The organism is Fibrella aquatilis, assembly GCF_017353255.1.
GTDB lineage: Bacteria > Bacteroidota > Bacteroidia > Cytophagales > Spirosomataceae > Fibrella > Fibrella aquatilis.
Genome location: NZ_JAFMYU010000039.1, coordinates 18,745 through 42,332, shown reverse-complemented (window position 1 = coordinate 42,332; position 23,588 = coordinate 18,745). Strand labels below are relative to the sequence as shown.

At 53.6% G+C, this 23,588-nt stretch carries 22 protein-coding genes; 7 read left to right on the top strand and 15 right to left on the bottom strand.

Annotated features, from left to right (window positions below; translation table 11 throughout):
* Window positions 1-39: 39 nt before the first annotated feature.
* The 3 genes from J2I48_RS27775 to J2I48_RS27765 all read right to left on the bottom strand — a co-directional run bounded on the left by J2I48_RS27775 (window position 40) and on the right by J2I48_RS27765 (window position 2,249).
* Window positions 40-708 (bottom strand): CBS domain-containing protein, encoded by a 669-nt coding sequence (locus tag J2I48_RS27775; protein WP_207338806.1) that lies wholly within the window; start codon window positions 706-708, stop codon window positions 40-42.
* A 153-nt stretch (window positions 709-861) separates the two neighbouring features.
* A complete protein-coding gene (locus tag J2I48_RS27770; RefSeq protein WP_207338805.1) occupies window positions 862-1,647 on the bottom strand; it encodes an alpha/beta fold hydrolase in 786 nt (261 codons plus the stop codon).
* Window positions 1,644-2,249, bottom strand: coding sequence for an anthranilate synthase component II (locus J2I48_RS27765; RefSeq protein ID WP_207338804.1), 606 nt, complete (start codon window positions 2,247-2,249; stop codon window positions 1,644-1,646). The genes J2I48_RS27770 and J2I48_RS27765 overlap by 4 nt, the downstream gene beginning before the upstream one ends.
* Before the next feature lie 209 nt (window positions 2,250-2,458).
* Here J2I48_RS27765 and J2I48_RS27760 point away from each other — a divergent pair, with 209 nt between their 5' ends.
* Window positions 2,459-3,718 carry a protoporphyrinogen/coproporphyrinogen oxidase gene (locus tag J2I48_RS27760; protein WP_207338803.1) on the top strand — a complete coding sequence of 420 codons (1,260 nt, stop codon included), beginning with the start codon at window positions 2,459-2,461 and terminating at the stop codon, window positions 3,716-3,718.
* 84 nt (window positions 3,719-3,802) lie between these two features.
* Here the strand turns inward: J2I48_RS27760 and J2I48_RS27755 are convergent, their stop codons facing one another.
* Window positions 3,803-4,741: an NAD(P)-dependent alcohol dehydrogenase gene (locus tag J2I48_RS27755; protein WP_207338802.1), complete on the bottom strand. Its 939-nt coding sequence runs from the start codon at window positions 4,739-4,741 to the stop codon at window positions 3,803-3,805.
* A gap of 182 nt (window positions 4,742-4,923) precedes the next feature.
* Between J2I48_RS27755 and tnpA the strand changes: the two genes are divergently transcribed.
* On the top strand, window positions 4,924-5,409 hold the full coding sequence (gene tnpA, locus J2I48_RS27750) for an IS200/IS605 family transposase (protein ID WP_207338801.1): 486 nt from the start codon (window positions 4,924-4,926) through the stop codon (window positions 5,407-5,409).
* A gap of 738 nt (window positions 5,410-6,147) precedes the next feature.
* Here the strand turns inward: tnpA and J2I48_RS27745 are convergent.
* The 3 genes from J2I48_RS27745 to J2I48_RS27735 all read right to left on the bottom strand — a co-directional run bounded on the left by J2I48_RS27745 (window position 6,148) and on the right by J2I48_RS27735 (window position 9,573).
* Window positions 6,148-6,783: a hypothetical protein gene (locus J2I48_RS27745; RefSeq protein WP_207338800.1), complete on the bottom strand. Its 636-nt coding sequence runs from the start codon at window positions 6,781-6,783 to the stop codon at window positions 6,148-6,150.
* Between the two features lie 62 nt (window positions 6,784-6,845).
* Window positions 6,846-8,789 (bottom strand): molecular chaperone DnaK, encoded by a 1,944-nt coding sequence (gene dnaK / locus J2I48_RS27740; protein WP_207338799.1) that lies wholly within the window; start codon window positions 8,787-8,789, stop codon window positions 6,846-6,848.
* A 238-nt stretch (window positions 8,790-9,027) separates the two neighbouring features.
* The gene (locus tag J2I48_RS27735; protein ID WP_207338798.1) at window positions 9,028-9,573 is read right to left on the bottom strand and encodes a hypothetical protein; all 546 of its coding nucleotides are present in this window, start codon (window positions 9,571-9,573) and stop codon (window positions 9,028-9,030) included.
* A 130-nt stretch (window positions 9,574-9,703) separates the two neighbouring features.
* Between J2I48_RS27735 and J2I48_RS27730 the strand changes: the two genes are divergently transcribed.
* Window positions 9,704-10,174, top strand: a complete 471-nt coding sequence (locus J2I48_RS27730; protein WP_374758176.1) for a nuclease A inhibitor family protein — start codon at window positions 9,704-9,706, stop codon at window positions 10,172-10,174.
* 19 nt (window positions 10,175-10,193) lie between these two features.
* Here the strand turns inward: J2I48_RS27730 and J2I48_RS27725 are convergent, their stop codons facing one another.
* The 8 genes from J2I48_RS27725 to rlmD all read right to left on the bottom strand — a co-directional run bounded on the left by J2I48_RS27725 (window position 10,194) and on the right by rlmD (window position 18,337).
* Complete coding sequence (locus tag J2I48_RS27725; protein WP_207338797.1) at window positions 10,194-10,682, bottom strand: hypothetical protein; 489 nt, start codon at window positions 10,680-10,682, stop codon at window positions 10,194-10,196.
* Window positions 10,683-11,096: 414 nt separating this feature from the next.
* Entirely contained in the window at window positions 11,097-11,441 is a 345-nt protein-coding gene (gene rplT / locus J2I48_RS27720; RefSeq protein ID WP_310587319.1) for a 50S ribosomal protein L20, read from the bottom strand.
* Between the two features lie 158 nt (window positions 11,442-11,599).
* A complete protein-coding gene (gene rpmI / locus J2I48_RS27715; protein ID WP_207338795.1) occupies window positions 11,600-11,797 on the bottom strand; it encodes a 50S ribosomal protein L35 in 198 nt (65 codons plus the stop codon).
* Between the two features lie 190 nt (window positions 11,798-11,987).
* Window positions 11,988-12,545 (bottom strand): translation initiation factor IF-3, encoded by a 558-nt coding sequence (gene infC / locus J2I48_RS27710; protein WP_207338794.1) that lies wholly within the window; start codon window positions 12,543-12,545, stop codon window positions 11,988-11,990.
* A gap of 58 nt (window positions 12,546-12,603) precedes the next feature.
* Complete coding sequence (gene thrS / locus J2I48_RS27705; RefSeq protein ID WP_207338793.1) at window positions 12,604-14,562, bottom strand: threonine--tRNA ligase; 1,959 nt, start codon at window positions 14,560-14,562, stop codon at window positions 12,604-12,606.
* A gap of 1 nt (window position 14,563) precedes the next feature.
* Window positions 14,564-15,781, bottom strand: coding sequence for a tetratricopeptide repeat protein (locus J2I48_RS27700; protein ID WP_229376848.1), 1,218 nt, complete (start codon window positions 15,779-15,781; stop codon window positions 14,564-14,566).
* Window positions 15,782-15,876: 95 nt separating this feature from the next.
* Window positions 15,877-16,764, bottom strand: coding sequence for a class I SAM-dependent methyltransferase (locus tag J2I48_RS27695; protein ID WP_207338792.1), 888 nt, complete (start codon window positions 16,762-16,764; stop codon window positions 15,877-15,879).
* A gap of 118 nt (window positions 16,765-16,882) precedes the next feature.
* Window positions 16,883-18,337: a 23S rRNA (uracil(1939)-C(5))-methyltransferase RlmD gene (rlmD, locus tag J2I48_RS27690; protein ID WP_207338791.1), complete on the bottom strand. Its 1,455-nt coding sequence runs from the start codon at window positions 18,335-18,337 to the stop codon at window positions 16,883-16,885.
* A 172-nt stretch (window positions 18,338-18,509) separates the two neighbouring features.
* Here rlmD and J2I48_RS27685 point away from each other — a divergent pair, with 172 nt between their 5' ends.
* From J2I48_RS27685 to J2I48_RS27670, 4 genes are all read left to right on the top strand, one after another.
* Window positions 18,510-20,780 carry a T9SS type B sorting domain-containing protein gene (locus J2I48_RS27685; protein ID WP_207338790.1) on the top strand — a complete coding sequence of 757 codons (2,271 nt, stop codon included), beginning with the start codon at window positions 18,510-18,512 and terminating at the stop codon, window positions 20,778-20,780.
* A gap of 186 nt (window positions 20,781-20,966) precedes the next feature.
* Complete coding sequence (locus tag J2I48_RS27680; protein WP_207338789.1) at window positions 20,967-21,398, top strand: FKBP-type peptidyl-prolyl cis-trans isomerase; 432 nt, start codon at window positions 20,967-20,969, stop codon at window positions 21,396-21,398.
* A 90-nt stretch (window positions 21,399-21,488) separates the two neighbouring features.
* Complete coding sequence (uvsE, locus tag J2I48_RS27675) at window positions 21,489-22,448, top strand: UV DNA damage repair endonuclease UvsE (RefSeq protein ID WP_207338788.1); 960 nt, start codon at window positions 21,489-21,491, stop codon at window positions 22,446-22,448.
* A 75-nt stretch (window positions 22,449-22,523) separates the two neighbouring features.
* The gene (locus J2I48_RS27670) at window positions 22,524-23,582 is read left to right on the top strand and encodes a hypothetical protein (protein WP_207338787.1); all 1,059 of its coding nucleotides are present in this window, start codon (window positions 22,524-22,526) and stop codon (window positions 23,580-23,582) included.
* The last annotated feature ends 6 nt before the right edge of the window (window positions 23,583-23,588 follow it).

The window sequence follows — 23,588 nt, the reverse complement described above, 5'->3', positions numbered from 1 at the left end:
CCGACTTACGACTATCGACTTATGACTTACGACTCATTTTTATGTATTTAAATACCGCATGAGGGCGTCGTACCGTTCCTGATCGACGCTTTCGATGGGTACATTGGCAAAGGCGGATTCAATGGTGTAGCCAAACCGTTCGAGGGTCGAGACAAGGGGCGTAATGTCGCGGCGGTTCAGTTTCAGGGTCAGCCGCGAGCGGTCGGCCATACCAATGGCGGCGCTGCTGTAATAACTGCTGATGATCTTGGCATTGTTCGACTCAACCAGCCGACTAATTTCCGACATGGAATAGTCGTGCTCGTCCAACGCCAGCACAATGATGGCTCCACTCTCCAGCATTCCCAGGTCGCGGGCAAACTGCCGCAGGAGTTCGGTGGTGGTGACGCAGCCCAGCAGTTCGTTGCCTTCGCCCACAATAGCCAGCAGGTCGAGGCGGTGCTCGGTCACCATCGGGATTAGCTCCAGCAGATGTTGGTTTTCGCGGGCCATCACGTTCTCGGCCAGCTTCATCACGTCGCTGATAGGCCGCTCGTCGTCCGACAAGTCGAGCAACAAATCTTCGCTCACAATGCCAATATAGATACCCGCGTCGGCCACGACCAACTGCGCCAGGCGGTGCTCCTGCATCCATTCCAGCGCGTCGGCAACAGAATCGCCCGGTTTGAGGGCAGGAATCATAGGGTCAATCAGTTCAGCGGCGTTCATAGGTTCTAGCAGTCGAGTGATAACGATGAAAACTAAGAAGATTTTTCGATAGTTCGCAAAATCTATGTAAGGGATATAATGTACAATGTATAAGGCACAATGAACAATGGCTGACGCAAGACTACTCGTTGCCTAGCCATTGTACATTGTACATTATACCCCTTCACTGACCACAGCCTCAACAGGGTGGCGGGCCAGCCAGTCCAGGAGCAGGGCGTTAAACCGGGCGGGGTGTTCCATCATGGGGGCGTGGCAGCATTTGTCGATGAAGAACAATTCGGTGTCGGCAATGAGTCGGTCGAATTCGTGTGCTACGTGGGGCGGGGTGATCGTGTCGTTCAGACCCCAGACCAGCAGCGTAGGTACCGTGATCTGGTGCAAATCCTTCGCCACGTTGGTGCGCTGTGCCGACTTGGCAATCTGCACAATGTTCATGCACTTAGGAATGCTGCTCGTCACCTCAAACACCTCGTCGATCAGTTCTTTGGTGGCTACTTTGGGGTTATAGAAAGTATATGCCACGCGTTCGGCCACAAAATCGTAGGAACCGCGCTTGGGAAATGAGCCGCCCATACCGTTTTCAAACAGGCCAGAGCTGCCCGTCAGCACCAGCCGCTTCACCATATCGGGGTGACTAAAGGTGTAGAGCAGCCCTACATGCCCCCCCAGTGAGTTACCCAATAGTGTTAGCTCACCCAGGCCACGAAACTGGACAAACCGCTCCACAAACGCCACCAGCCCATCGAGGCCCGCCTCGCGCACAGGCATGTCGTAGATGGGCAGCACGGGAATGACCACGCGATACTGCTTCGAGAACGTCTCGATCACGTCGTCCCAGTTGCTGAGAGCGCCAAAGAGGCCGTGAAGTAGCAGGAGCACTTCGCCCTGCCCCTCGTCGATGTAGCGAAACTCGCCTTCCTGGTGTATGGTATGGTTCATAGCGTGGGCTGTTTTGTGGTGATGAAGTTGCGTAATATGGTCAATCCAGATTCAGTAAGCACGGCTTCGGGATGAAATTGTACCCCCCAGATGGGCAACGTTCGGTGCCGAATCGCCATGATCTCGCCTCCAGTTGTAGTGGTGTCGGTAGCCAGGGCCGGTTCTGTAACGGCCAGCGTAGTGAGCGAATCGGGCAACTGGGTCAACGTCAGCGAATGGTAGCGCGTTACCCGGATGCGCTCCGGCACATGCCGAAACAGGGGGTCACTGGTTTGCACCCGAATCGTAGACACCTTGCCGTGCATGGGGCGGGGGCTTTTTTGCAGGCTAGCCCCAAAGTAGAGCCCGATGGCCTGCTGCCCCAGACACACCCCCAGCATGGGCAGGCGGCGGTGGTAATAATCGATTACGCTCAGCAGGCACCCCGCCGACGCCGGTACGCCCGGCCCCGGCGACAGCACCACGGCGTCGTAAGGCGTGGCGGTAATGGTACTGAGTGGGAGGTTGCTGCGGCGCACCACGCACTCGGCCCCGGCCTGTTGCAGGTAGTCTGCCAGGGTGTAGGTAAACGAGTCGAAGTTGTCGAGCAAAAGCACACGCATACAGAAAGTGACTAACGTAGGCCTAAAGTAGGCCTTTCTAAGAATAATTGTCAAATGCAAAATTGCAAAGCACTGAAAAACAGCATGTTATTTTTTTATTACCTTAACTAAGTGCAATTTATCTCTGAATAGTACCACAACAACGCTTCATTTGCTTTTGCTCCCGGCAGGACCGTTTTTTGTTTATTCGAACTAGTCATCTCCACCCTATGCCCATTCTCGTTGTTGGTGCTGGCATGGCAGGTCTCACCTGCGCTAACTACCTCCACCGGCAAGGCCGCGCCGTATTGCTCCTCGATGCCGCCGACACCGTAGGGGGCCGCGTCCGCACCGATCTGGTGGCCGGTTTCCGCCTCGACCGGGGGTTTCAAATCCTGCTTACAGCCTACCCCGAAGCTCGTCAACTGCTGAACTACAGTGCGTTAGACCTGCAACTTTTCCGCTCTGGTGCCCGCATTCATCACGACGAGGCCGGTACCACCAACCCGTGGATGCGGCTGCTCAATCCGTTTAAGGAGCCGTTCAGCGTGTTCGAAACGCTGTTTTCGCCCATTGGCACGTTGGCCGATAAGATCCGTATCGTGACCCTGATCCGGCATGTACAGGGGCTGTCGACGCAGGACTTGTTCAACCAACCGGCCACCAGTACCCTGGCCTATATACGTGAACTAGGCTTTTCAGAGCCGATGATCGACCGATTTTTCAGACCTTTTTTCGGGGGTGTTTTCCTGGAAGATGACCTGACCACGTCGAGCAACTTTTTCCAGTTTTGCTTTAAAAGCTTCTTCCTCGGCGACGCTGCCGTACCGGCCTTGGGTATCGGCGAAATACCCGCCCAACTGGCCCGTAATTTGCCCGAAAACAGCATCCGACTGAACACTGCCGTGGCCAGCGTGTCGGGCCGAACCGTGACCTTGTCGTCGGGTGAGGTGCTGACCGGCGAGGCCGTCGTACTGGCCGTAGATGCCGCCGCGTCGGCTCGGCTGCTGGGCAAAACGCCTCCCGCAGCACAGGCCTTCAACCATACCACCTGCACCTATTTTTCGGCACCATCTAGCACCCGCCCCGACAGCCTGAAAGCCGATAAATTCCTGATGCTCAATACCAAACGATCCTCAGCGGTGCATAACCTGACCGTCATCAGCGACGTGGCACCCGCCTACGCCCCCGCCGACAAACTGCTGATTTCGGTGAGTACGCAGGGACTAACCCACGTTGACGAGCCAGCCCTGACCACCCAAATCCGGACCGAACTGACGAACTGGTTTGGCGACTCGGTCCGGGGCTGGCAACACCTCCGCACCGACCATATTCCGCAGGCATTGCCTACCTACGGCCCCAACGCCGTGCATCAGCCGCTGTCTCTCGGCGATGGCCTCTTCCAGTGCGGCGACCAAACCGCCTACCCCTCACTCAACGCCGCCATGCAAACCGGCCGGCTCGTGGCGGAACTGATTGGGGGTTTGTAGTTGGTGGTTGGCTTCGCGCTGTAGTAGCTGACGCCTGGCTGGAACGCCGGACTGGGCGTCAGCAACTACAAACCATTACCCCCCCTACTCCACCACGACAACCAGCTTCCCCTTCACGTGTCCGGCTTCGCTGGCGGCGTGGGCTTGTGGTAGTTCATCGAGGCGGTAGGTGTGTTCGATCACGGCTTTCAACCGGCCTTCGGCGGCGTGTTTCAGCATCCAGTTCATGTCGGTTTGGGTGAAACTGAAGAGGATGAACGTGGCTTTCTGGTCAGCAAAAAGGGTTTTTACTTTGTCGAGCATACCTTCAGCAGAGGGCCTGGTGGTCACATAGGTACCAGTTTTTGTCAGAATAGGCTGGCATGCCTCAAACGAGCTTTTAGCCACTGCATCGAACACCACATCGTAGGTTTCGGCTTCTTTCGTAAAGTCGATTTCGTGGTAATTGATGACCCGGTCGGCACCCAGTTCTTTTACCATCGCCACCGCGTCAGGACCGCAAACCGCCGTGACGGTAGCGCCCATAATTTTGGCCAGTTGCACCGCGTAGTGCCCCACGCCCCCGGCTGCCCCGTTGATAAGCACCCGGTCTCTAGGGCGCAGGTGGCCTTTGTCGCGCATGGCTTGCAGGGCTGTTCCGGCGGCTACGGGCATAGCTGCTGCCTGCTCAAAACTGATGGCGTCGGGCAGTTTCACCAGGCTGGTTTCCTTCGCCACGGCATATTCGGCATAGGCCCCGCCACTCATGCCCAACGAGGCCATGACGCGGTCGCCGGGCTGAAAATCGGTGATCATCAGGCCCACGGCCTCTACCACGCCCGCCACGTCGGCCCCTAAAATCTTCGGAAAATCACCCGACATCATGGCTTTCATATCGCCCGACCGCTGATGCGTTTCAAAGGGGTTTACGCAGGTGGCGTGTACGCGAATGAGCACCTCGTGGGTATCGGGTTCAGGCTTGGGCACCTCGGCCACATGCAGTTCACTTGCCGGGCCGTACTGATCAATAATGGCTGCTTTCATCACTGTTGTTGAGTTTTGCGTTTCGTCGGAAACACAGTATCAATCAGTAACGCCGGGCGGGGTTCGGGTGTTTGGCTCCATACGCCCCAACGGGGCAGCACTGCGCGGGTAGCCATAGGTGATGTCGTACCTAGGGCTGGTGTGGCCTGCTATTTTTACGGTGACACAAACCACCGAACAACATGGCCAACACCTACACACAATTAGATATTCATCTCGTATTCGCCGTGAAAGGTCGCGAGTCACTTATCCATAAACGTTGGCGCGAAGATCTTTATCAATACGTCACAGGCATCGTGCAAACGCACAAGCACAAAATGCTTCAGATCGGTGGTATGGCCGACCACATACACATTTTCCTTGGTTACAATCCGACGCAGCTATTGCCCGAATTGGTGAAGGAAATAAAAACGTCGAGCAACCAATACATCCGGGAAAGGGGATACGCTAAATCAGCATTTAGTTGGCAGGTCGGCTACGGCGCGTTTTCACACGGTCGTTCCGAACGACAAACGGTTATTCAATACATTCAGAATCAGGAAGCGCACCACAGCAAACGTACATTCCGGCAAGAATATGTCCTGATGCTTCAGAAGTTTGACATTGATTACAAGGACGAATACCTGTTCGATTTTCAGGACATGACCGGTTGGGTGGGTGATCAGTAATGACAGTGATACATAGCCCCAGCGGGGCATAACATCGATAGCATTAAGAATGGCCGCATGCACGAATAGCCCCAGCGGGGCGCAACGTCGGTAGTATTTGGCAGGCCGTACGAGCACAAAGCCCCAGCGGGGCGCAACGTGCGGATACGCGGGTAAATAATTGGGCCGCGATTTTAATTCAATTGAAATGCCACATACCGCGTATCCGCACGTTGCGCCCCGCTGGGGCTTACTGACCGTGTGGACCGCCTAAATGCTACCGACGTTGCGCCCCGATGGGGCTTTGCCGGAGCAAAGCGTTGGAGCAACTCATTAATTGACAATGAAATGTTGATACGTCTATAATCGATGTTAAATTCTTCAGCAAGGCATTACTTCGTTGATGATCTACTCACACAATCTAATTTGTATTAATTCTCATAAATAATTAGTCTAGGGGCTCTTATAGAAGAGAAATTTTTCTTTTCAACACCATGAACTGCTTCGTACAGAAAATAGTATCTTTACTAAAAAATTTCTATATCTATTATGATGTAATCCGGTTGTTTACATTTATTTTAATAATAAGCCATACGTATTTTTTAGGAGCTAAGGTTCCAAAAAAATAACCTTCTCTTCATCTCGTAAATTTTCAAATTCAGAGCGTATAACACATATAAGCTCATCATCCCCGATTCCGCGTATATTTGTTTTTTTCACAATAAAATCTACTGACTCTGATGCGTCCATATTCTTGGTCTAGTCGATTCCACGTCTTGCGAAACAAAATGATAAAGATTCTATCTTTTGCAATCTGGATGCCATATTAATGCATGGGCCGACGAAATCTTGTCCATTGCCCACACTGTAAACAATGCCTCTTGCAACACCGCATCTTAACCTAAGAGGGGGAGTTGTTATATCATTTTTAATACTCGGTAAAAATTCCTCAAAATAAGCAATGCATATATATTTCAACTGAAATATAATATTACTTAAAGCTACTGGCCTCATATTATCAGTATTCCAGAGAAAAAGCACGCCATCACCTAAAAACTTTGACAAGAGAGGCAAATCCGCATAGGTGACGATATCTCCTTCAATTTCTGAATGTTTAATACCTTCCCTAATTTCTTCAAATAACCAGTCTAAGAATAAACTTAAATACTCGGGTACAGCTAAATGTGGGTCAACCTGTTGGCAAAAATTAGTAAATCCCTCCAAATCAAATATAGCAGCAATAGCATTCATCGGTTTAGATTCTTGACTTAAATTGCCAAGGCCAAGTACTTTTGTATCAAAAGATGCATATTTCGAACCTTTTATAAGAGAAGCACCCGTCCCTTCTATTACTTTCGTAAGTCTATCTTCATTTTCGATCGTAAAAATTCCCATATGATTTTTATTTAAAAAAAGCCCCGCTAAATTTCTCTGGCGGGGCTGTACTTTATCCTATTTTACTTCACCTCTTCATACGGTACGTCTGACACATCGCCGTCGGTGGGTTGGTTTTGGTTGCCGTTGGGTTGGCCGTTACCGTTGCCGCCGGGTTGACCACCGAAACCGTCCATGGGGTTGGCTCCGTCGGCACCCTGGGTGGCGGCGTAGATCTCCTGCGAGGCGTTGTTCCAGGCGGTCGTCAGGGCTTCGAGGGCCGTGTCGATGGCGGCGGCGTCGCGGTTGCCATGGGCGGTGCGCAGCGTAGCAAGGGCGTCTTCAATGGCGGTTTTGTTACCGGCAGAGAGTTTGTCGCCATAGTCTTTCAACTGCTTCTCGGTCTGGAAAATCATCGAGTCGGCCTGGTTGACTTTCTCTACTTTTTCCTTCTCGGCTTTGTCCGATGCTTCGTTGGCTTTGGCTTCTTCACGCATCCGGGTAATCTCGGCGTCGGTGAGGCCACTGCTGGCTTCAATGCGAATCTTCTGCTCTTTGCCGGTGCCTTTGTCGCGGGCCGTTACGTTCAGGATACCGTTGGCATCCACGTCGAAGGTCACCTCAATCTGGGGCACACCGCGCGGTGCGGGTGGAATGTCGGCGAGGATAAACCGGCCCAACTGACGGTTTTGGCCCGCCATGGGACGCTCACCCTGCAACACGTTGATCTCTACGCTTGGCTGGTTGTCAGACGCGGTCGAGAACGTTTCGGTTTTCTTGCTTGGAATCGTCGTGTTTGACTCCACCATTTTGGTGAATACGCCGCCCATCGTTTCGATACCCAGCGACAGGGGAATCACGTCGAGGAGGAGCACGTCTTTCACTTCACCCGTCAATACACCACCCTGAATGGCAGCACCAATGGCCACGGCTTCGTCGGGGTTAACGGCTTTCGAAGGCTTCTTGCCAAACAGCTTTTCTACCTCTTCCTGTACTTTTGGAATCCGGGTTGACCCACCCACCAAAATCACTTCGTCGATCTGGGCTGCGCTCAGGCCTGAGTTTTTCAGGGCGCGGCGGCAAGGCTCCAGGCTCCGCTGAATCAGCGAGTCGGCGAGTTGTTCGAACTTGGCGCGGGTTAGCGTGCGAACAAGGTGCTTGGGAATACCATCAACCGGCATGATATAGGGCAGGTTGATTTCCGTCGACGATGAGCTTGACAACTCGATCTTGGCCTTTTCGGCAGCTTCCTTCAGGCGCTGGAGGGCCATCGGGTCTTTGCGCAGGTCGATGTTTTCATCGTTGATGAACTCCTGGGCCAGCCAGCCGATGATCACCTGGTCGAAGTCGTCACCGCCCAGGTGGGTATCACCGTCGGTCGATTTTACTTCAAACACACCGTCGCCCAGTTCCAAAATCGAGATATCAAACGTACCGCCGCCAAGGTCAAACACGGCGATCTTCATGTCCTTGCTGGTCTTGTCGAGACCATAAGCCAGGGCCGCTGCGGTGGGTTCGTTGATGATCCGTTTCACGTCGAGACCGGCAATCTGACCAGCCTCTTTGGTGGCCTGCCGTTCGGCGTCGTTAAAGTAAGCGGGCACCGTGATCACGGCTTCCGTTACGGTTTGGCCAAGGTAGTCTTCAGCGGTTTGCTTCATCTTTTGCAGAATCAGCGCCGAAAGCTCCTGTGGCGTATACTGACGGTCGCCGATGCGTACGCGGGGGGTGTCGTTGGGACCCTTCTCCACTTTGTACGACATCTGACCAATTTCGTTGGCTACTTCATTAAAGCGTTTGCCCATGAACCGCTTGATCGACGAGATCGTGTTCTGGGGGTTGGTAATCGCCTGACGTTTGGCTGGGTCACCCACTTTGCGTTCGCCGTTGCCGTTGTCCATAAAAGCGACCACCGAGGGGGTAGTCCTACGGCCTTCGCTGTTGGGGATCACCACAGGCTCGTTACCTTCCATAACAGCCACGCAGGAGTTGGTCGTACCCAGGTCAATGCCAATAATCTTTCCCATAATTGGTTAAGTTGTATGCTGATTAGAGTTGTGTTCAAAAACAGTTAACCACTATCTATCAAGCAAAATGCCAGCCCCTGATTTTGTTCAAATTTGTGACAGATTGGCAGATTCTTCATAGCCAACGGGCCGACATGGCAGCGTAGTGAAAGCGTGAAAGCGCGAAAGAGTGAAAGAGTGGCTGACGTAACAGGAGTCCTTGCGTCAGCCACTCTTTCACTCTTTCGCGCTTTCACTACTACCGTCCGCCCAGCAGGCCACCCAGCATACCGCCGAGGCCACCGCCGCCGCCCATTTGGCTACCGGCCACGCGCATAAGATCGTTCATATCCAGTTTACCGTCGGCCATAGCCGAACCCGCCATACCCATCCAGTCAGTGCCTTGTTGACCCGTGGCCGCCCCCATAATGGTGTTGCCGTCAACGCTGCTGTCGTTGGGGTCGGCGGCTTTGTGCATTAGTTTGCTCAACACCATCGGCACCAACGCACCGGCTACCGACATGGCTACACCGGGCGAGATGCCCAGCTTCTGCATCAGGCTCTGCTCTACATGTTGCTGTACCCCCTGCGTAACGGGGTTGTCCTGCACGTTACCGCCACCGTTGACCACCATGCCCAGGAGGTTGCCCAGGCCACCGCCCTGTGCTTGCTGACCCAGTCCGCCCATGATGCTCTCAGCCACGGTTTGCATAGCCGAATTATTATGTTCGTTCGGAATGGCTGGGTTGTTGGTAATTGCACTACCAGCGTTTTGCTGGACAAGGTTCATTAAGGTCTCGAACATACGATTGGTTTGGAAAAACTTGGTTAGAAATACTTGGTTAAGCAGTTAAATGTAGGCAACTTTTATACCAATAGCATCTGCTGAGTGGCACTATAGCCGTATTTTGCCGACCTGCTTACCAACGAACGATATGACGCCCGATTCATCTGATAGTAACGCCTCAGCGGCCAACCAGGCGACTCAACCTGAGCCAATGGCCTCGGCTACTTTTTCGGCCAGCGTAGCCCCGCTCCTGACCGATTTGCTCTACCCCAGCGAATCCGACGAGCCGATTGAGCCGGTAGAGAGCTACCTGAAAATGGCCGAACCTGTCACCGTGAGCCACATCAAAGACTGGCTCATGCTACCCCCGTCTGAGTTTGTGGAAGAGCAACCCGAAGCCGATTTCTGGGCACCCGTCACCACCATCGAGGATTGGTTTGGCGACGACGAAAAAGCCACCGCCGCCAAATTCCAGGCCCTAAAAACCAAGCTCGAAACCACCCTCACCAACCGCCAGGTGTTCCGCGTGGGCAACACCGAAATTGACGTGTATCTGCTGGGCAAACTCGCCGAAGGTGAACCCCGCGTCGGGATAAAGACAAAGGTGGTGGAGACATAAACTGTTTAGGCGGTTCTGTTTATTTCAAGATATACAAATAAGACTGCGGAACAGGGTCATTTACAAGCACTCGTGCAACTGGCTTTCCGTTGAATTTTAGATCAGATGGAACCGCATACTCTGACGAAATGCTGTAGAACTCAAGCCAATCTACTTCCTCCCTATCGGCATAAACAAAGCGATACTTGTTTTTTCCTCTGACGACAAAAGTGTTACCCGAGGCTTGCCCTTTTATCATGAATAGATAGGTATACTCATCACTGCTTGTATATGAGATGCATGCAGTAGCAACACGTGATTCGATGACCTCCGTTGTATCATCTACGTTGACGCGCTCAATACGCATTTTTCCATTGACAACCATGGGTCCCTTGGTTTTATCGGCAAAGCCCATGAACTCGCTCCCAGGTAGTATACCCGGTGTATTAGTACCATTTCCTGAACAGCCTGCCAAAACCGACAACATACCTGCCAGGCAAACCACTGCAATCATCCATTTCGTTTTCATGGCGTCTGAACTATGAGTGAATATCGACTATTTCACTTAAGGCACTGCTGAAGTTATAAGGCCATCAGCAACAGCAATGCTAATAGTTTTTTCATAGAATTTGTCTGAGTAAAAGGTGAAGAGTAGCTGTACGCAATTCAATCATCGAATACTTAATGCAGAGGTAAGTAATTATCGTGCGCAAATCACTACAGCAATATGGTTTTTATTTATCGGTCTACGTTACTTATTCTTACAAGTGTTCATATTTGCTTAACAATGCAAGACTATACAGGAGAGCGCTAATAGTCAGCGTTCTACAATGCAAATGGACGCACTTTCTCGCAAAGGAGCGGAAGGCCGTCCGGTACCACTTCGCTAAACACAAAAAACCCCGGCCTTTGCAGGTCGGGGTTTTCACGTAGGCGGTTCTGTTTATTTAACCTGATCCACAACGGCTTTGAATGCCTCCGGGTGGTTCATGGCCAGGTCGGCCAGTACTTTCCGGTTTAGTTCAATACCTGATTTGTTCAACGCGCCCATCAGGACGCTGTAGGACATGCCTTGCTGACGAGCACCGGCGTTGATACGCTGAATCCACAGGCTGCGGAAATCGCGTTTCTTGGCCTTGCGGTCGCGGTAGGCATAGCCCATTGCTTTCTCGACAGCGTTTTTGGCTACTGTCCAGACATTTTTACGACGGCCATAGTACCCTTTGGCCATCTTGAGGATTTTCTTCCGGCGTGCCCTTGAGGCGACGTGATTGACGGAACGCATAATTTTTTTTGCTTTTTGACTAAGGCGGGCTGGGTAATTAAGAATGGTCAATTAGGAATTAAGAATGGCCTTCGCAGACACCTTAATTCTTTATTGTTAATTCTTAATTCATAATTCCTCTTTTTAAGCCCTTCGTCGGGTGAAACAATAGACCAGCGGGGTTACGACAGGCGCAACAACGCTTTAATACGCACTTCATTCGTGGGGTGAACCGTCGATGTATGCACAAGGTTACGCTTGCGCTTAGTCGACTTCTTGGTCAGAATGTGAGAATGGAAGGCGTGCTTCATTTTAATTTTCCCGGTACCTGTCAGCTTGAAGCGCTTCTTGGCTGCCGAGTTTGTTTTTTGCTTTGGCATGTGCTTAAAAGACCGTATCGCCGGACCGCGTTAAATAAACAGGCCGCAAAGGTAAGAAAAGATTTTGGATTGGGGCGGTCCGCCGCTGCGGTTTGGGATTTCGGATTGGCTGACGCAATAGTAGTGCTTGCGTCAGCCAATCCGAAATCCCAAACCGCAGCGGCGGACCGCCCCAATCCGAAATCCTTTCTTACTTTTTAACCGCCACGGCTTTCGGGGCCAGGAACATGATCATGCGCTTGCCTTCGAGTTTTGGCTCCTGCTCGATCTTGCCTACGTCTTCGAGGCCTTTCGAGAACCGGTCGAGTAGCTGCAGGCCGCGGTCTTTAAAGACAATGGAACGACCCACGAAGTGAACATACGCTTTCACCTTTGCCCCTTCTTTCAGGAACGTAGTGGCGTGTTTCAGCTTGAACTCAAAATCGTGGTCGTCGGTGTTCGGACCAAACCGAATCTCTTTGATCACCACCTTCTGGGCGTTGGCCTTTATTTCTTTCTGCTTCTTCTTTTGTTCGTACTTGAACTTCGAGTAGTCGATCACGCGGCACACGGGCGGCACCGCATTGGGCGAAATTTCGACCAGGTCAAGGCTCTGCGCTTTGGCAATAGCCAATGCCTGTGCAATGGGGAAAATGCCTTGCTCGACGTTCTCGCCGACAACCCGTACTTCGCGGGCTTGGATCCGCTCATTGATCTTGTAGGGTTCTTCAACCACGCGACGGGGTGGTCTGCGTTGGGGTAATGCCATATGATTTGGTTAACGTGGTAACTTATTGGTCTTGTAAACGTAGGGACAATATAAAAGTTTACACTTTCACTTGCTCCTGAAACAGGGTCGTAAACGCGGCGATGCTCATGCTGCCCAGGTCGCCTTCGCCTTTGCGGCGAACCGAGACGGTGCCTTCGGCGGCTTCTTTTTCGCCCACAATGAGCATAAACGGTACTTTGGCTACTTCGGCATCCCGAATCTTCCGACCGATCTTCTCATCGCGCAGGTCAACAAACCCGCGGATGTCGGCTTCCTGAAGCGTGAAAAACAAATCGTTGGCGTAGGTCTCGTACTTCTCTGAAATAGGCAAAATCGCAATCTGATCGGGTGAGAGCCAAAGGGGGAAATTACCCGCCGTGTTCTCAATCAGGATAGCAATAAACCGCTCCATCGACCCAAACGGTGCCCGGTGGATCATAACGGGGCGGTGCTTTTGGTTGTCGGCACCGGTATATTCGAGTTCGAACCGTTCGGGCAGGGTGTAGTCTACCTGAATCGTGCCGAGTTGCCATTTGCGGCCCAGTGCATCGCGGACCATGAAATCGAGCTTGGGGCCATAGAATGCCGCTTCGCCCAATTCAATAACCGTCTTCAGCCCTTTTTCATTCGCCGCCTCAATAATGGCGGTTTCAGCTTTCTCCCACAACTCGTCAGACCCAATATATTTCGTTTTATTCTCCGGGTCACGCAACGACACCTGCGCGCTGTAGTCGCTGAATCCCAACGATTTAAACACGTACAGCACCAGGTCAATTACCTTCTTAAACTCGTCGTTCACCTGATCGGGGCGGCAGAAAATGTGGGCATCGTCCTGCGTGAACCCGCGCACCCGCGTCAGCCCGTGCAACTCGCCCGACTGCTCGTAGCGGTACACTGTACCAAACTCGGCCAGGCGCAGGGGCAGGTCGCGGTAAGAGCGGGGCTTGGTCTTGTAGATTTCGCAGTGGTGCGGGCAGTTCATGGGTTTCAGCATGAACTCCTCGTCGGCGTCGGGTGTACGGATGGGTTGAAACGAATCGGCCCCGTACTTGTCCCAGTGCCCCGACGTTACGTAGAGTTGCTTGGAGCCAATGTGGGGCGTCACCACCGGCGAATAGCCCGCCCGCACCTGTGCCCGGCGCAGGAAGTTTTCGAGGCGTTCGCGCAGCACGGCACCCTTGGGCAACCACAGCGGCAGCCCCTGCCCTACTTTCTCTGAAAACGCGAACAGTTCCAGCTCTTTACCCAGCTTGCGGTGGTCACGCTTTTTGGCTTCTTCCAGCAGCACCAGGTATTCGTCAAGCTCTTTTTGCTTTGGAAACGTGATGGCGTAGATGCGGGTGAGCATCTTATTTTTCTCGTCACCGCGCCAGTAGGCTCCCGCCACGTTCATGAGCTTGGCGGCTTTGATGAAGCCCGTGTTCGGAATGTGTGGCCCCCGGCAAAGGTCCGTAAACCCGCCCTGCGTGTAGAATGTGATGCTGCCGTCGGCGAGGTTTTCGAGCAGGTCGATCTTATAGGGGTCGCCTTTGTCTTCGAAATAAGCAATGGCGTCGGCCTTGCTCACGGCCTTGCGGACGTACTCGTTCTTCTGCCGGGCCAGTTCCAGCATCTTGTCTTCGACCTTCTTGAAATCGTCCTGCGAAAAGTGCTTGCCCTCAAAGTCGACATCGTAATAGAAGCCGTTTTCAATAGGCGGACCAATGGCGAATTTGATGCCGGGGTACAACGCTTCTAGCGCCTCGGCCAGCAAGTGGGCCGACGAGTGCCAAAACGTCGATTTGCCTTCCAGGTCGTTCCAGGTCAGCAGTTGCACCGTCACCGCCGACCCGTCGGCGGGGGTTTCAATAGACAAGGTGGCATCCTGCACCTTACCATTTACTTTGGCAGCCAGCACGTTGCGGGCCAGGCCCTCGCTGATGCCCAGGGCCACGTCAAGCCCCGTAGAGCCAGCGGGGTAATCACGCACACTGCCGTCGGGCAAAGCCACGTGTAATTGTATATCCTGCGTTGTCATATTAATCAATTGGTCTTACCTGAAACGTGGAGTCGTTCATGGAGCGGACTCTGGTTCGGGGTTGAATGGGTTGTATGCGTATTCGGCTGGTGTCGAGTGTTCGTCCCCCACCGGGGGTTCGGGCAAGAGGGGCCGCCAGCAGACCGGTTTCGGGGGCAACGGGTAGCAGGTAGTCGTTGTAGGCGGCGTTGATCTGCTGCTGTCTCCGCTGCACCCGCCAGAGTCCGGCCTGCGCGGCGGGGTCGCCGGGGTCTTTTTGCAGCGAGGTGGTGTATTGCGCCAGCGCCCGGTCCCATTGCCCTGTCATTTCCAGCCCGTGCCCTACGAAATAATCAATATGGGGGAAGGTTGGTTTCCGTTTCTGCACCTGCTCGAAATTAGCCAGCGCGGCGGCATAGTTTCGGAAGCGATCAAAAATCAAACCAGCCTGAAAATAGGCCTGCACGTAGTCGGGTTGCAGTGTCACGGTCTTTTGGTAGGCAATCAGTGCACTGTCGGCACGGCCCGCGTTCTGATAGATCATGCCGCGCTGAAAGAGCAGTTCGGCGTTAATGGGAAAGTAGCGCGTGGCCCGGTCGTTATATACCAGTGCCGTGTTTAGATCGCCCAGCGACCGGTAGACGGCCGTCAGCTGATTATAGGTGGGCAGAAAGCGCGGTTTCAGTTGCAGGGCTTCCTGAAAATGGGTCAGCGCCCCGGTAGTGTCGCCGGTTTTGGCGGCAATCAATCCATCGAAATAGTGTGCCTCACCATCGTAGGGGGCCATTTGCAGGGCTTTGGCCAGATAGAGCCGGGCTTTGGGATACTGCGTTTGCTGCTGAAGGGCGTCGCTCATGAGGGTGAACAATTCCGGCGAACTCAGGCCCAGAATTTCGGCCCGCTGCGCATCGGCAAAGGCTTTGTCGGCTTTGTTCTGCGCCTGCATCACCCGCGCCCGGACCAGGTAGAACGAGCCGACGTTGTTGTTCATAGAGATAGCCTCGTCGATGTCGGCCTGTGCTTCTGGCAGGTGACCCATCTGGAGGTGCAGCAATGCCCGCTTGGCGTAGGCCGAAGCCGATGATGACTGGCTGATGGCCCGATTGAGCGCGCGGAGGGTGTTTCCGGCCAGCGCACTGTCGGCCGCCTGGGGCATGGGTGGGATGCGCGAAAGCCGCCGACTATCGTTGCCACACGACGCCATACCGGCCACCACCAACAGGATCAATATGTACCGCAAGATGTCCCCAATTGAAAGAGTGAAAGAATGAAAGAGTGAAAGGGTGTCTACAAGCGAATACCGCTCTTTCACTCTTTCATTCTTTCACTCTTTCATCACAAAAGTACTGAAGAAAAACGAGAGAAAACGCCCAGTGGGAGGCGTTTGTGGGTTGAATCGGTCAGATATAGCTCGCCGGATTGGCTGTTTGGGAGGGTGCCGAAGCACTGCGTGAGCAGGTTGTCGAGGATGATGTAGGAAAAACCCAGCGAGTAGGAGTTGATGATGAAAAAGAAGTCCTGCCGGTCGAGCAGGGCGGCGCAGGTTTTTAGCAAATCATTCAACTGATCTTCCAGTACCCACTTTTCACCATCGGGGCCGCGGCCGTAGGCGGGCGGGTCGAGGATGATACCGTGGTAGGTGTTGCCACGCCGTTCTTCACGCTTCACAAACTTCATGGCATCTTCCACCAGCCACCGCACGTTGTCCAGGCCGCTCATGGTCATGTTCTCTTTCGACCACGAAATCACCTGCTTTACGGCATCAACATGGGTGACGTCGGCACCGGCCTGCCGGGCGGCGAGGGTAGCCCCGCCAGTGTAGGCAAACAGGTTCAGCACACGGGGGCGCTCAACGGGCAGAGCCTTCACCGCGTCGTGGATGTAGGTCCAGTTTACGGCCTGTTCGGGAAAAATACCGACATGTTTGAACGAGGTAAGAGCCAGCTTAAACGTCAAATTCAGTCCCTGCTGCCTGAAATCGACCGTCCAGGGGTCCTGCATGGGCTTCAGCTTTTGCCATTCGCCCCGCTCCGGCGACTGTTTGTCGCGGCGGAAGGTGGCGTGGGCCAGCCGTTCCCATTCGGCTTCGGAGAGGGAGCAATCCCAGATGGCCTGGGGTTCGGGGCGGGCCAGCACATAGGGGCCAAACCGTTCGAGCTTCATAAAATCGCCGGAGTCGATCAACTCGTAATCGGGCCAGAGGGTGGGGGTGAGGAGAGTCATATTGAGGGGAGGAGAGGGAGGAGGGGGAAGAAGGGGAGGAAAGGGGGGCTTCGCGCTTGATATATGCTGAACGCGAAGCCCCCCTTTCCTCCCCTTCTTCCCCCTCCTCCCTCTCCTCCTATTTTTTCGTTAAAAGAACCACATTTTCCACATGGTGCGTGTGGGGGAACATGTCGACGGGCTGGACAGCGGCGACGGTATATTTCTCATCGAGCCAGGCGATGTCGCGGGCCTGCGTGGCGGTGTTGCAGCTAACGTAGACGACTTTTTGCGGGGCAGCCAGCAGCAACTGACGCACCACGGCCTCGTCCATACCGGCGCGGGGCGGGTCGGTGATGACCACATCCGGGGCGCCATGCTGGGCAAAAAAGGCTTCGGTGAGCAGATTTTTCATGTCGCCCGCAAAGAAGGTGGCGTTGCTGATGCCGTTTACTTCGGCATTCACGCCTGCATCGGCCACGGCGGCTTCTACGTATTCTACGCCCACTACTTTTTTGGCCTGGTGCGCCACGAACAGGGCAATGGTGCCCGTGCCGGTGTAGAGGTCATAGACGATTTCCTGCCCCGTCAGTCCAGCCATGTCGCGGGCAATTTTGTAGAGTTCGAACGCCTGCTGCGCGTTGGTCTGGTAGAACGATTTGGCGTTGATACGGAACGTCAGCAGCTTCGAATTATCAGGCGTTCCAGCCTCCATTGTCTCTTCAATATATGGCGTTCCGGCGTAGTTAATTACTTCCTGATCGCCGTAGTTGTCGTTCATCTTCCGGTTGATGATGTAGTTGAGCGATGTGATCTGGGGAAACCGTTCGCGCAGGTGATCCAGCAACGTAGCCAGCGTATCGGCATGATCCTGAGCCACCTGCATCGTTACCATCAGTTGCCCGGTGCTGGCGGCGGTGCGGATGATGAGCGTGCGGAGGTACCCCTGATGGGTCTTCAGGTTATAGGCCGACAGGTTGTTGGCGAACATATAATCGGCCACAGCGAGGCGGATGTCGTTCGACGGGTCGGGCTGGAGGTAGCAGTGTTTGATGGGCAGCACCTTGTCGAACCGGCCGGGTATGTGGAAACCTACCGCCCGCCAGTCCATCTGCTCACCCGACTGCACTTCGGCCTGGGTCAGCCACCGACCATCGGCGATGGTAAATTCCAGTTTATTGCGGTAGTACTGGGTACGTTCGGCAGCTAAAATCGGGGCAATTTCCGGCAACGGAACCTTGGCAATGCGCGTAAGATGGTCAACCACCTGCTGGTATTTAAACCGCAGTTGTTCGGGGTACTGGATGTGTTGCCATTTGCAGCCGCCGCAGATACCGAAGTGTTCGCAGAAGGGCTCCGTCCGCACTGCCGACGGCTCGATGATGCGCTCAACGGTGGCTTCGCGATACTGCTTTTTCTGGTTAACAATCTTGATATCGACCAGATCACCAGCGGCGGGCATGGGGTATCCGGGGCGACCTTCCACGAAGATCACACCTTCGGGAGTTTTAACAATGCACTTGCCCTCGGCCGCCACGTCGTTGATACGAATGTTCGTGAGGAGTTCGGGCGCTTTATTTTTGTTGCGACGCATTAACAGACTGTCCAATGTTTAATGTCTAAAGTCTATAGTTGCTCGCTGCTGATTATCAGAAGATTGCAGCAAAACATTGGACTTTACACCTTGGACTTTACACTCATTTTCCTGTAAAAACTGCTAAATTAAGCATCCGTTTTCGGACGGGCCGTACCCTACTCTTAATTGTATGTCTCAACTATACCGTAATTCCTTCATCCGTTGCTTTATCCTGGCTCTGTTTGGCCTGCTGCCGGGCCTTGCCCACGCCACCCACATTGTGGGCGGCGAAATAGAACTGCAATACCTCGGCGCAGGCAGGGCCTACACCCACCGCATCAACCTGAACCTGTATTTCGACGATATTCTGGGCAACCCCGGTGCCGACGACCAGACGGTGGTGCTGGGCATTTTTCGCAAACGCGACGGTGCCTTTTTGTCAGGCGTAGAACTGCCCCGCGTCAGCTCAGAAATCATTGGCTACAGCGTGCCCAGCTGCTCGGTGCCTGACCTGCGCACCCGTCTGATCCGCTACGGCCTCGACGTGACGCTGAACCCCTCGGCGTTCAACGATCCGGGCGGTTACTACATTTCCTGGGAACGGTGCTGCCGCAACAGCAGCATCAGCAACATAAACGACCCTGGCGGGGCTGGTTCGGCGTTTTATCTCGAATTTCCGGCCATCACCAACGGCAGTCAGACGGTCTACAACTCGTCGCCGGTGTTCAACAATGCCAAGGGCGATTACATCTGCCTGAACACGCCGTTTTCGTTCAATTTCAGCGCCACCGACCCCGACGGCGACAGCCTGGTGTATCGGCTGGTGACGCCGCTCAATGGCTACAGCAACCGTACCGTACCCAACCCGGCAAAGCCAGCCAGTTCCTTTGAAAATCCGCAGTTTTTGCCCGGCCCCTACCCCACCATTAGCTGGGGATCGGGCTATTCGGCAAGCAACGAGATTCCGGGTCTAGTGCCCCTGCGCGTGGATGCGCGAACGGGAATTCTGAACGTCACGGCCAACAAAATAGGGCTGTACGTCTTCTCGGTGGAGGTGACCGAGTACCGCAAAGGAGTGGCTATTGGCCTGGTGCGGCGGGATTTCCAGCTAAAAGTGGTCGACTGCCAGAAGAACGACCCGCCGGTGATGCGGATGCGGGTAGACGGAGCCAAGACGTTCTACCAGCGGGGTTCGGTGCTGACCCTCTCCGACACCACGGCCACCTGCCTCAACCTGTTCATTACCGACATCAACGCCGGTCAGGTCATCTCGGTCATTAACGGCAGCGGCTCTATTGCGGGCCTAACTATTACGCCTACCACGCTGACTTCCAAAACGGGCAAAGACACGCTTACGGCCAAAGTGTGCTTTGATGCCTGTTCGTTTTCCAACAACGGCAAGCCCTTTACGCTATTTCTCCGGGCCACCGACAACGGCTGTCCGCAGGGCCTGAGCGACACCCTGGCCGTGCAGCTACAGATTGTGGGCACCAAGGCCCTGAAGCCCGCCGCCACCACCAACCTGCCCGGTGCGCAGACCACCCTCACGGTGGGTAGTTCGTTGACGTTCAATGGGTTTGGACGTGATCTTCAAAACGGGGCCGTCAGCATTCAGGCCGTGGGGCGCGGGTTTTCGCTGGCTAATGCGGGCATGAGTTTCGCGCCGACGTCGGGCACGGGGGTGGCGCAGGGCACGTTTGCCTGGAAAGCGGCTTGTGCGCAGGCCTCGCAGGCGGAATACCTGGTCGATTTTATTGCCATCAACAAACGCTGCAACGTCGAACGGCGCGACACGACCACCGTGAAACTGGTGGCCAAAGGGCAGCCCAGCCAGCCGCCCAGTATCCGTACGTCATTGACGAAGCGGGTGATTGAACTGGTCATTACCCCCAGCGACACCAGCAAGGGCACGGTCCGGTTCGACGTGTTTGGCAACGACCTCGACAAGACCGATTCGCTGCGGCTGACGGGCGCGGGCCGGGGCTTTAGTTTTGCCGAAACGGGCATGAAGTGGACCAACAAAAATGGCCGCCCTGAGCTGCAATCGCCGTTTTCATGGCAGGCTACCTGCGCCACGCTGGCGGGCAAACAGGAGGCGTATTACACCCTCGATTTCGCCAACACCGACGGCAGTTGTCAGCCCAAAAACACCGATACCACCAGCGTAGTCATCCACCTGAAAACGCCTATTGTCAACTACAACGACGTGCGGATTCCGAACACGATCACGCCCAACGGCGACGGCAAGAACGATTATTTCTCCGTCATCAGCCTGCCACTGGCCAACTGCACCGAGAAATTCGAGCGCGTAGAGATTTATTCCCGCTGGGGAAAACAAGTGTTTGAATCAATCAAACCCGATTTCAGGTGGGACGCCCCCAACCTACCCACCGGAGTCTACTATTACACGGTGGTATTTGGTCAGCAAACGTTTAAAGGCTCACTGTTGGTGATTCGTTGAAGGGAGTTTAGCGTTTTCAGTTTAGCGTAGCCCGGACGCGGGACCGCCCCCGCCCTAAAGGGTGCCCGCTGGCGGTCCCGCGTCCGGGCTACGCTAAACTGAAAACTCCAAACCCTATTCCGAGCCTGTGACCCCCAGCTTTGGGGCGTGGTGCGTACCTTTGCGGTTCACAAAATGCGCATGAACATGGCACAAGCACAATCGGGTGATACGGTACAGGTCCACTACAAAGGCACCCTGACCGATGGTACGCTTTTCGACTCATCGGAGGGCCGTACCCCTTTGGAATTCACCCTCGGCAGTGGCCAGGTGATCAAAGGATTCGACGATGGCATCACCGGCATGGAAGTCGGCGACAGCAAAACGATTCATATTCCGGTAGAACAGGCTTACGGCCCTGCCAATGAGCAAATGGTCTTTACGCTCGACCGGGCCGACATTCCCGATGAAATTCCGCTGGAGGTGGGCATGACCCTCAACATGCACGAAGATGGCAATCCCCAGCCCGTGCCCGTAATCGTGCGCGCCCTCAGCGATGACTCCGTTACCCTCGACGCCAACCACCCCCTCGCCGGGCAGGACTTAGTGTTTGACATTGAATTGGTGGGCATCAAATAATCAGTTCAAAGTTTAAGGTCTAATGTTCAAGGTTGCTCCACCCTCACGAACGCGAAGCAACCTTGAACATTAAACTTTAAACAAGTTTCCATGACCAACGCCGGGTACGCCTGTATTAACCTGACTTTACAGGTAAACGAAAATGTGATTACCACGCGGGGAATGATCAAAAAGACATTCACCGAGAAGGGCGTGCAGTATGCCTCGCAGTTGGCGTTGCAGAACGTACAGGACCTGCTGAAAGTGGTAGACTGGAACCTGGCGCATGGCTTTCGGCTGTTTCGCATCACGTCCGACCTGTTTCCCTGGGCGTCGGAGTATCGCATGGCCGAACTACCCGATTTCTTCGAGATCAGAGCCGTACTGGAAGAAATTGGCGCGCGGCCCATTCGGCTCACCTGCCACCCCGGCCCGTTCAACCATCTAGCCGGGCAGGGCAAGACCTTGGAAAATACCGTGAAAGACCTGGAATACCAGTCGGCGGTGTTCGACCTGATGGGGTTGGTGCCATCGCACTGGAACAAAATCAACATTCACGCGGGCGGCACCTACGGCGACAAAACGGCCACGTTGACCCGCTTTGCTAATAATTTTACCGCACGGCTGTCCGAAAATCTCCGCGCCCGCCTCACCGTAGAAAACGACGACCGGCCCAACCTCTATACCGTGCAGGACCTGCTATTTCTGTATGAACAGATTGGCACGCCCATCGTGTTCGACTATTTTCATCACTCGCTCAACCCCGGCGAACAGACCGAAGAAGAAGCCTTCATGACCGCCTACGGTACCTGGGACGTGCGGCCTGTGTTTCACTTCTCCAATTCGCGGCGGGACTACGAAGACCCCAAAGCCCGCAAAGAAGCCCACGCCGACTGGCTCTACACCCCCGCTAACACCTACGGCAAAGACGTCGATATCGTCTTTGAATCGAAAATGAAGGAGTTATCCATCCTCCGCGTTCGCGGCGAAGAACCAGACTACTCCCCCAAAATGCTCAAGCTGATAAATACAGCAGCCCTTGCTGCCGACAAAGTGGGCACTACTGATTAACGGGCAGCGCCTGGTCTGTTAAAAAATCTCAACAACTGTTAAAAACCTATTTGGTTGCTTTAAAAAAGTGCTGCTTTGCCAAACAAAAAGGCAGCGCAAATGAGATACGACTTGTTTATATTATTTTTCTGGTTGAGTTATGGTGCCATTGGCCAGACTACACGGCTCGACGAACTATGTCAAGTTTTCCATCTTCCAGACGGAAAAGACACTACTACGTTTATCATTTTTGGTAACAAAAATGACCTGAAAGTCAAGAAACCATTATTTCTCTTTAGACAAGGCTCACAACCAGCGCCATTTATTCACCTCGTAGGTGACAAGTACTATATAGCAGCCCCGTTTCATTTCCGCGAGTATAAAAATGAATACCACTTTGTCATGATTCAAAAACCAGGTGTTCGGTTAGTGGTTGATACGACGTTTTACAACGAATACGTGAAAGCGATCAGTCAGGAAAATCCGCCCGAAAAGTTTGTCAGTAAAAAATACCTGGCCAACAATTACCTGGAGCGCTACGTAGAGCAGTGCAACGACGTGATCAATTACCTCGTAAAGAAACCTTGGATTGATAAAAAGAAAGTAGTGTATTGTGGTGGTTCTGAAGGTTTTACTATCGGTGCCGAGCTATCAGCAAACCATAATAAGTTTATCACGCACACCATACTCTTTTCTGGTAATACGGGACGTAGGTTTAACATCATTATTCAGAATATTCGGGATCAAATCGAATCTGGCGAGAAAACATTTGCGGTTGGTCAACCACAAATAGAGATGATGTATGGTGTTTGGGCCGATATTTGTAAGCATCCGTTGGCTACTGATAAATCATTTGGCGACACGTACCGGGCCTGGTATTCATTCTCGAAACCGATGCTTTCGAATCTATTAAAAATTAACACACCGTTATATATTGCCTATGGAACGGCTGATAAAGAAATGGCACCGGGTTTAGACAAACTACCACTTGACTTTATCGCGCTGGGTAAGACAAATTTAACGCTAAAACCTTATTTCGACCACGACCATATGTTTTACCAATTGAAGCGTGACAGCACAGGTAAGACGATTGATAAAGGGTATAATGGTGACGCTGTTGCCAAAGATTGGATGGAGTGGCTCAAAACACACTAAATTATT